Origin of the sequence: Blautia sp. SF-50 (assembly GCF_900101315.1) — a bacterium.
GTDB classification, from domain to species: domain Bacteria; phylum Bacillota; class Clostridia; order Lachnospirales; family Lachnospiraceae; genus Blautia_A; species Blautia_A fusiformis.
In genome coordinates this window covers 1-1,113 of record NZ_FMUW01000078.1, presented here as the reverse complement: position 1 = coordinate 1,113, position 1,113 = coordinate 1, and the positions used below count along the sequence as shown (strand labels likewise).

Here is a 1,113-nt window from a genome sequence, read left to right as displayed (position 1 = left end):
ATGCCATTCAGCCCATCACATTATATTTTTGTATTCTATAAACCTATGATTTTATCATCAATCTGAGAGGTTTACACAGAATAATTTACACTACCCGTCAAGTTCAAAGTCTCTTGAAAGAAGTCGATAATAAGAGCCGCCTTGTGTGGGGCATTCAATATCCATACCAAATTCATCACGTAAAATAAGAATATCTCTAAGGACAGAACGACGTTCCGCAAGAATATCATGTTCAGTTTCCAAATAGTCAATAATATCTTTGATTGTTGTTGGATGGTTTTCATCTGTGTTTTTTTAAAAGTATTCCGCTACATAGAGCGTTTTCAACTTTTGTTTTTCTGATTTTGGCATAACTGTACCTCGCTTTTGGAAACTATTATATCAGTATTCTATCATTCCAAGAGCAAAGAAAAAAGAGTGGATTTCCACTCTCATTCAATCTTTATATTCTCAATCCCATGTCGCAAGATAATATTAATCAATTCATTTCGTGAATAGTTGCTCTCTGCTGCAAGCTGGTCTAAAGACGCTAAAATATCCTCTTTTATTCTAACTGTAATAACTCTGCTGCCATCTTCGCCACGCTTTTTTATTATTAAAGGTTCGTTTTTCATGTTGTATCACTCCTTAATCTGTATTCGATTATAGAGTTTAGAATGACTGTTTTATATATTACGAATAAATATCTAATTGTAACACACGGTTAGATTGTAAAAAAGCACGCTTTATGGTACTATGAAAGAAAAAAATCCAAGGAGGAAAAGGAGTATGAAAAGAATCAAAAAACTGTCAGTTATGCTATTGTGCTGTATACTGTTAAGCGTGATCGCCATGCCAGTTTCAGCAAGTGCGGCAAAGCTGAACAAAAAGAGTGTTTCCCTCAATGTTGGCAAAACGTACACACTGAAAGCAACAGGAACCAAGGGAAAAATTACTTGGACAAGCAGCAAAAAGAGTGTAGCAACTGTATCTTCAAAAGGTGTTGTAAAGGCTAAGAAAAAGGGAACTGCGGTAATTACTGCAAAATATGGAAAGAAAAAACTTACTTGCAAAGTGACAGTTAAACAACCAGTAAAAAGCATAAAGCTGAATAAAACATCAGCTACACTTAAA

2 protein-coding genes are annotated in these 1,113 nt (G+C 34.5%); one reads left to right on the top strand and one right to left on the bottom strand.

Annotated features, from left to right (window positions below; all coding sequences use genetic code 11):
• Nucleotides 1–431: 431 nt before the first annotated feature.
• The gene (locus BLP57_RS17545) at nucleotides 432–614 is read right to left on the bottom strand and encodes a ribbon-helix-helix protein, CopG family (RefSeq protein ID WP_092072911.1); all 183 of its coding nucleotides are present in this window, start codon (nucleotides 612–614) and stop codon (nucleotides 432–434) included.
• 121 nt (nucleotides 615–735) lie between these two features.
• On the opposite strand from BLP57_RS17545, the gene BLP57_RS17540 reads away from it, so the two are divergent.
• The coding region (locus BLP57_RS17540; RefSeq protein WP_242872676.1) for an Ig-like domain-containing protein at nucleotides 736–1,113 on the top strand (378 nt) is incomplete at its 3' end.

Bases quoted from the DNA above. Each gene is read 5' to 3' on its own strand.
- BLP57_RS17545 (WP_092072911.1), bottom strand. From the start codon at position 614: ATGAAAAACGAACCTTTAATAATAAAAAAGCGTGGCGAAGATGGCAGC.